This window comes from Streptomyces sp. SID3212 (assembly GCF_009865405.1).
Lineage (GTDB): Bacteria > Actinomycetota > Actinomycetes > Streptomycetales > Streptomycetaceae > Streptomyces.
The window spans coordinates 1-836 of record NZ_WWJY01001065.1 but is presented as its reverse complement, the minus strand read 5'-3'; the positions used below and the strand labels follow the sequence as shown (position 1 = coordinate 836).

Below are 836 nucleotides of genomic sequence, written 5' to 3'. Positions count from 1 at the left end.
GACCGCGTGGGGGGTGCGCGCGGCCCAGGCGCGGACCGCTTCGGGGGCGGTACGGGTGGGCGGCGGCCGGTCCGTACCGCGTCCCTGGCCGAGCAGGACGTCCCGCTCGCCCGGTACGAGCGGGTCGAGGTCGGCGACGGGGCGGTCGGGGTCGGTCACGGCCTGGGTGAGGACGTGGGCGAAGCGGGCGCTGAGGGCGCGGGCGGTGGGGGCGTCGAAGAGATCGGTGGCGTACTCCAGGTAACCGGAGATGCCCGCCGCGGTGGGTCCGGACTGTTCCGCGAGGTCTGCGCGTTCGGTGACCTTTGTGACCTCCGTGACCTCGGCGACCTCGGTGAGCGAGAACGTCAGGTCGAACTTGCTGATCCCGGTGTGCCGCGACCGGTCGTGGACGGTGACCCCGGGCAGGTCGAGCCCCGCCTGCTCCTGGTTCTGGAGAACCAGCATGGTCTGGAAGAGCGGGTGGTGGTCGCCGGACCGCTCGGGGTTGACCGCCTCCACCAGCCGTTCGAAGGGCACGTCACCGTGGCTGAAGGCCGCGATGTCGAACTCCTTGACCCGGTCCAGCAGTTCACGGAAGGTCGGTTCGCCGGACAGGTCCGTGCGCAGGACCAGGGTGTTGACGAAGAACCCAACCAGATCGTCCAGGGCCTCGTCCGTGCGTCCGGCCACGGCGGTGCCCAGCGAGATGTCGTCACCGGCGCCGTGGGCACGCAGGGTCACGGCGAGGGCAGCCTGGAGCACCATGAAGGGGGTGCAGCCCGCGGCGCGGGCGAGCCGGGTGAGCGCGGTGTGCGCGGGGGCGGGCAGCGCGAAGGGGACGGTGTCGCCCCGGT

1 protein-coding gene is annotated in these 836 nt (G+C 72.5%); it reads right to left on the bottom strand.

Translation table 11 applies throughout. The features are described from left to right. Window positions 1-836 (bottom strand): condensation domain-containing protein (locus GT042_RS31645; protein WP_237531396.1); only part of this gene is annotated, 836 nt, incomplete at both ends.